Here is a 6872-nt window from a genome sequence, read left to right as displayed (position 1 = left end):
GATAATTTTTGCTGCCAAAAATAATACTTCTCCCCATTTATTTTATGTGAGCCAAAAATTCGAGATGTCTTTGGGTGACTTTTAGATGTTCCATTTTCTTTTTTTATCGGCACATATCTCTTATATATATTGCTCTATTAGTAATATCTTACAATACAAATATAATCCCTTTTAAGAACCTGCAAAAGTTTTTGAAAGTAAAAAATATTTTAGAAAATAAAAATAAGAATCTCTGTATTTACAGGAATAAAGGGGTAATTAGCACAAGATTATTTTGAAGCGTAAGAATCTTCTTCAAAAATTACTTTTAATAAAGTTTGTCCTACTGCTTTAAGAGTATTTTTATTAATGCCAGCCATATCGTCTTTTGTGGTATGCCAGTATTTATAAAAACCTGATTTGGAATCTGCGTCGCGATGAATAATATCAATGGTAGGAATGTGAGCAATCTCATTAATGTATTTGTGGTCATCAATCAATTCGCCCGATTCGGCAAAAAGGAAATAATCGGAGTATCCAATTCCTGAAGCTGCATCCCAAACTTTTTTAACAATATCAGGTGCATATTGCATTGAAACTCCTTCTTTATAAAATGTAGCATTTTCGGCACCAACCATATCGAGAAGTATTCCGTATTTTGCATAATATTTTTTTACATGCGGATTCTTCGACCAATACTGTGAACCCAGACACCATGAATCTGGCTGCTCGGGATAGTCGCTTACTTCAGGCTGTCCGTAATCTTCAGTATCAAAAAGAATAAAATCAATTCCTATCGGAGGTTGGTTGCTATGCAGTAAACGTGCTAATTCAATAATAACACCAACCCCGCTTGCACCGTCATTAGCGGCAGGTACAGGGTCCTTCTGATTTTTTACATCAGGGTCATGGTCGGCAAAAGGACGCGAATCCCAATGCGATGAAATAAAAATACGGTTATTAATATCTGGTTTTATCGAGCCAATAATATTTTTCATTTCGAGCATTTTCCCGTCAAACGCTTTAACCTTTGCTTCCTGAACATAAACAGTATCGCAATATTTTTTCAACATTTCAACAAGATATGCTGCACATTTTTTATGTGAAATAGAATTCGGCACACGTGGCCCGAATTCAACCTGCTTTGCAATATAATTATAGGCGCTATCGGAATTAAAATCGGGAATGTTAATATTTTTCGTTGTAAGTGAATCTGTATTCTTGTTATCGTTATTAGTACCGTTGCCACATGAAGAAATAAGATACAAAGCACCAATTGTAACAACAATAAAAAATATTTTTTTAAATAGTTTCATATTTTCTTTTTAAAACTTCTTTAACTGATTTAATAATTCCATTTACATGATAACCGCATTCATCGTACAACTCTTTAGGTGAGCCATGTTCAACAAAACGATCAGGAATACCAAGACGTTTCACATTTACATTTAAATTATTATCGGAAATAAACTCCATCACAGCGCTTCCGAAACCACCGATAATTGTGCCATCTTCAACGGTTATAACATTCCTGAATTTTTCAGAAACTTCAAATAACATTTGTGCATCAACAGGTTTTACAAAACGCATATTATAATGAGCAATGCTTATATTTTCTATTTCCAATATACGAATAGCTTCGGCTACAAAATTCCCGACATGTCCAACAGTAAGAATTGCCAGGTCATTTCCGTCTTTTAATTTTTCACCTTTCCCGATCTCTATTTCTGAAAAATCTTTTTTCCAATCAGGTATCACGCCGTTTCCTCTTGGATAGCGGATTGCATAGGGACCGGTGTTTTTCGTCTGAGCCGTGAACATCAAATTACGAAGCTCAACTTCATTCATCGGCGCGGCAATAATCATATTAGGAACACTGCGTAAAAATGCCAGGTCAAAAGCGCCATGATGTGTTGCGCCATCATCTCCAACCAATCCACCACGATCTATGCAAAAAACAACATGCAGATTTTGCAATGCAACATCATGAATTATCTGGTCGTATGCACGTTGCAGGAATGATGAATAAATATTGCAATACGGCACATAGCCCTGAACTGCCATACCTGCCGAGAACGTTACGGCATGCTGTTCAGCAATGCCCACATCAAAAGCCCTGTCGGGCATTTTCTCCATCATCAGGTTCAATGAGCAGCCTGTAGCCATTGCAGGAGTAACACCAACAATCTTCTGATTTTTTTCAGCAAGTTCAATTATAGTTTCACCAAAAACAATCTGATATTTCGGTGGTTTATTATTTTCTTCGGGTTTTTCAATTATCTCGCCGGTCTTGCTGTTGAATAAACCCGGTGCATGAAATTTGGTTTGTTGTTTTTCAGCCTGCTCAAAACCTTTTCCTTTAATAGTAATACAATGAAGGATTTTGGGACCGCGAATATGTTTTAAATCAGAAAGAATTTTTTTTAATCTGTAAATATCATTTCCATCAACAGGACCGAAATAACGAAAGTTCAGGGATTCAAAAATATTACCCTGCCTGAAAATAGATAATTTAATTGCATTTTCAATTTTCTGAACGAATGAACGTGTCTTATTTCCGTATCTGCCACGCTGACCAAGAACATTCCAAATCTTATCTTTTACTCTATTATATGTCTTAGATGTAGTAATATCTGTAAGATATTCTTTTAACGCACCCACATTCTGGTCAATTGCAATACCGTTATCATTCAGGATTATAAGAATATTTGATTTTGAAACACCGGCATGATTAAGTGCCTCGAAAGCCATACCGCCTGTCATAGAGCCATCGCCAATTACTGCAATATGATTCCTGTCCTTCTCGCCATTAAGATTTGAAGCTATCGCCATTCCTAACGTTGCAGAGATAGATGTTGACGAATGACCAACGCCAAAAGCATCATATTCACTTTCACTCATTTTAGGAAAACCGCTAATACCTTTATAGGTGCGGTTTGTAGGGAATGAGTCTCTTCTGCCTGTAAGAATTTTATGAGCATATGCCTGGTGGCCAACATCCCAAATCAATTTATCATACGGTGTATTGAAAACATAATGAATCGCAACAGCAAGCTCCACAGCACCAAGACTCGCACCCAGATGCCCCGGGTGATGTGAAACAACATCAATAATATATTGCCTTAATTCTGAACAAAGCAATGGCAAATCATCTTCGTCCAGTTTTCTAAGTTCATCAGGAGAATTGATTGTTGCTAATAATTTCCCGGGTGCAATTTTTGAATTCAAGCTACTAAAAAGTTTAGTATATAACCCACAAATTTACTAAAAATTGTTTACGATAAATTCGTTAAAAAAACTTATACCGATTGTATATATGTTATCGGAATAATTTATGAATACAAAAAAAAGAGGCTGTTCCAAATAAGTGAAACAGCCTTTTTTACTTAATAAATATATTATACCAGCGATTCTATATCAATATCATCATCACCTGTATGAGCATTCTTCAGGTATGGCAAGCCTTTCCTGAAAAGTCGTTTTGACTTATTTCTTTTTAAACGAAGTTTCGCTGCATGTGCAATAAAATACATTGCAGGAACAAGTATCAATGTCAGGAATGTTGCAAAGCTCAACCCAAAAATAATTGTCCATGACAATCCTCCAAAAAACTGAGTGTTTTCGCCACCAAAATGTATATGCGGATTTAAATCGGTAAATAAAGTAACAAAATTAATATTAAACCCAATAGCCAAAGGTATCAGCCCGGTGATGGTTGCAGAAGCCGTTAGGATCACAGGAGTGATACGTGTTTTACCAGCCTGTATAATAGCTTCCCTGGTTTTTAAACCACGCTCCTTCAACACATCAGTAAACTCAACGAGAAGAATTCCGTTTCGTACAACGATACCCGCAAGGGCAATAACACCAACTCCTGTCATGACAATAGAGATGGTCATTCCAAAAATCATATACCCAAGCAAAACACCAATAATACTAAACAGAACCTCTGCAAGAATTATTATAGGTTTACTTGTTGAATTGAATTGCGTAATAAGAATAAATAATATCAAACCGATTGAAAGAATTAATGCCGTTGTTAAAAAATCCATTGATTCTTTCTGGTCTTCCTGCTCACCTGTAATCTTTAATTCCACACCTTCAGGAGCTTTATAACTTCTGATAGCGTTATTGATATTCGCTACAACTTCATTGGCAGTGTAACCTGAAAGTACATTGGAAGATAAATTAATTACACGTTTCAAATTTTTACGTTTAATGCTCCCGTAACTGTTCACATAACTTAATTTGGCAACAGAAGATAAAGGAATTTGACGAAGCTTGAAAGAAGTATAATCCATATAAGTTATTTCCAGGTTCAAAAGGGCATCGATATTTTTGCGTTGTGATTCCTTATATCTCAATTGTATCGGATACTGATCCTCGTCTTCTCTATATTTTGAAACATCTGTTCCAAAAATTGCAGTATGCATTTCCGAACCTATCAGGGCAGTGGAAAGCCCTTCCTTGTTAGCTCTTTCTCTATCAATATTAATTATGATTTCGGGTTTGCTTTCTTCAAAGTCTGATTTCAGGTCTTCAATACCTTCGATTCCCGATGCTTCGAGATACTTCACAAATTTATGCGATGTGAGAAGAAGGGAATCAATGTTGTCGCCTGATATTTCAACATTAATTGGCTTTCCTGTAGGAGGACCCATAAGATTTCCCTCAACAGAGAATTCAGCGCCGGGAATACCAGTTAAAGCATTACGTATGGAATCAACAAAAACAACAGTATTAAACCTGTTTCGTTCTGCATATTCAACAAAATTAACAGTAACTTTAGCTTTATGCGATGCTACGGAATAATCATTAGCCATTGGATCGGTAGCACCAAGAGCTACATTTGTTACTACCGATTCAACAATAGGATTATTTTCTCCAACTACTTTGTAAACCCTTTTTTCAACAATTTTAGCAACGGAATCTGTTACTTCAAGGCTTGTACCTACAGGCATCTTAATATATACATATATATTGTTGGGTTCATTCGGGGGAAAAAATATAACTTTTTGTTTTGATATTATTGTAACAGCAAATACCAGGATTAATGCACTAACCGTTCCCCAAAGCAGGTAATATGGTCTTCTTCCTTTTATACATTTCCTTAATAATTTTTCATATCCATTCATAAATGATGGAATGAATTTTTTCTGAAAACGATGGATTATTTTTACCCCATAGATATTATGGAATAAATAAAGTACCATGAAGAATACCATTAAATTAGCCAACCCTATCCATTGCATGATATAAAAGATTAAAGCAATTCCTGCCATGATGCCCGATACTTTCAGAAGTTTCCGTTTATCGGGTTTTTCAAGTTTCTCATGATCATCGTGCTCCATAAAATCAACAGCAAATACAGGATTTATTATGTAAGCTACTACCAACGATGCAAACAAAGTAATGATTAATGTTATAGGAATATAGAACATGAAATTTCCAACAATCCCGGGCCAGAATGCCAGCGGGAAAAAAGGAGCCAATGTGGTAAGTGTTCCGGAAAGAATAGGTACAAACACTTCCCCGGCTGCAAGTTTTGCAGCTTTGACAATGCTTAATTTTCCATTTCCTTGTTTGAAAATTCTGTGTGTGTTTTCAATAACAACTATTGCATCGTCAACAACAATACCGAGAGCAAAAAGAAATGAAAACATAACAAGCATATTCAAAGTGAAATCAATACCCGGTAATACCATAAATGCGATACACATTGAAAGAGGCACTGATAATCCAACAAAAAATGCATTGGTAAATCCCATGAAGAACATCAGAATCAAAGTAACAAGAATGAATCCGATAATAATTGTATTGTTCAATTCATTCAATGTCCTGTCGGTAAATTTTGCCTGCTCCCCTGTAATATCAATATTAAGTTTTGAAGGGAGTTTTGTTTCTTTAAGTTCAGATAATATTTCATTGATCTGTTTTGAAGCTGTTAAAAGGTTCTCGCCACTTTTTTTAATAACATTAAGTGATAAAACATTTTTATTATTGAAACGGGCATAACTTTCTCTCTCAAGAAAATCATCTTTTATCTCGGCAATATCTTTAATATATACTATAGCGCCAAGTGGCGATTTAATCATGATATTACCTATCGATTCAATATCTTTAAACTCACCTACAACCCTTATGGAACGCTTCATTCCTATAATATCAACCGATCCGCTCGAAATGGTCATGTTTTCATAAGCTACTGCATTTTGAATATCGCGCAAAGTAAGATCGGCAGCCTGCATTTTATACATATCCACATTGATTTGTATTTCCCTGTTCATGGCACCGATAATATCAACCCTTGTAATTTCTTTAAGCGCTTCTATCCTATCCTGAATAATCTCAGCATATTCTTTAAGTTTGGATAATTCAAAATCGCCAGAGATATTGATATTCATTATAGGCAATTCCGATAAATCAACTTCCATAACATCAGGTCCAATAAGGCTGGTCTTGGGAGGCAGATCATTTGCTGTTTTGTCAATTGCATCTTTTACCTTTTGTTTTGCATCTGAAATTTTTACATCTGTATTGAACTCTACTGTGATTATTGAATAATCCTGAACGCTGGAACTTGTGATCTTTTTAACACCTTTGATCGATTTCATATTTTTTTCCAAAGGGCGTGTAATCAGGTTCTCTATATCGTAAGGCGTTGTTCCCGGGTAAACCGTGGTAACAATTATCTTTGGCATTACTATTTCAGGAAATTGTTCTTTAGGAATATTTATATAGCTAAAAATGCCGAAAATAGCGATGATCAATATCACAACATAAATACTGGTTTTGTTGTCGATGCTCCAGCTGGTAGGTCTAAACTCTTTTATTTTTACGGCTCACATAAAATAAATGGGGAGAAGTATTATTTTTGGCAGCAAAAATTATCC

General features: G+C 35.4%; 3 protein-coding genes. All 3 read right to left on the bottom strand.

The window, feature by feature from the left end; all coding sequences use genetic code 11:
* Positions 1–269 precede the first annotated feature (269 nt).
* The 3 genes from PKK00_14855 to PKK00_14845 all read right to left on the bottom strand — a co-directional run bounded on the left by PKK00_14855 (position 270) and on the right by PKK00_14845 (position 6782).
* Entirely contained in the window at positions 270–1295 is a 1026-nt protein-coding gene (locus PKK00_14855; GenBank protein HNW99684.1) for a M28 family peptidase, read from the bottom strand.
* Positions 1282–3207 carry a 1-deoxy-D-xylulose-5-phosphate synthase gene (gene dxs, locus PKK00_14850; protein ID HNW99683.1) on the bottom strand — a complete coding sequence of 642 codons (1926 nt, stop codon included), beginning with the start codon at positions 3205–3207 and terminating at the stop codon, positions 1282–1284. The genes PKK00_14855 and dxs overlap by 14 nt, the downstream gene beginning before the upstream one ends.
* A 170-nt stretch (positions 3208–3377) precedes the next feature.
* Positions 3378–6782 carry an efflux RND transporter permease subunit gene (locus tag PKK00_14845; GenBank protein HNW99682.1) on the bottom strand — a complete coding sequence of 1135 codons (3405 nt, stop codon included), beginning with the start codon at positions 6780–6782 and terminating at the stop codon, positions 3378–3380.
* Positions 6783–6872: the final 90 nt, after the last annotated feature.

This window comes from Bacteroidales bacterium (assembly GCA_035353855.1).
In the GTDB taxonomy this organism is placed as follows: Bacteria; Bacteroidota; Bacteroidia; order Bacteroidales; family CG2-30-32-10; genus DAOQAK01.
The sequence above is the reverse complement of the archived record's forward strand: the minus strand, read 5'-3'. Positions and strand labels throughout refer to the sequence as shown.

Excerpts from the sequence above, each read along its gene's own strand:
- PKK00_14855 (HNW99684.1), bottom strand. The coding sequence starts at position 1,295 with ATGAAACTATTTAAAAAAATATTTTTTATTGTTGTTACAATTGGTGCT.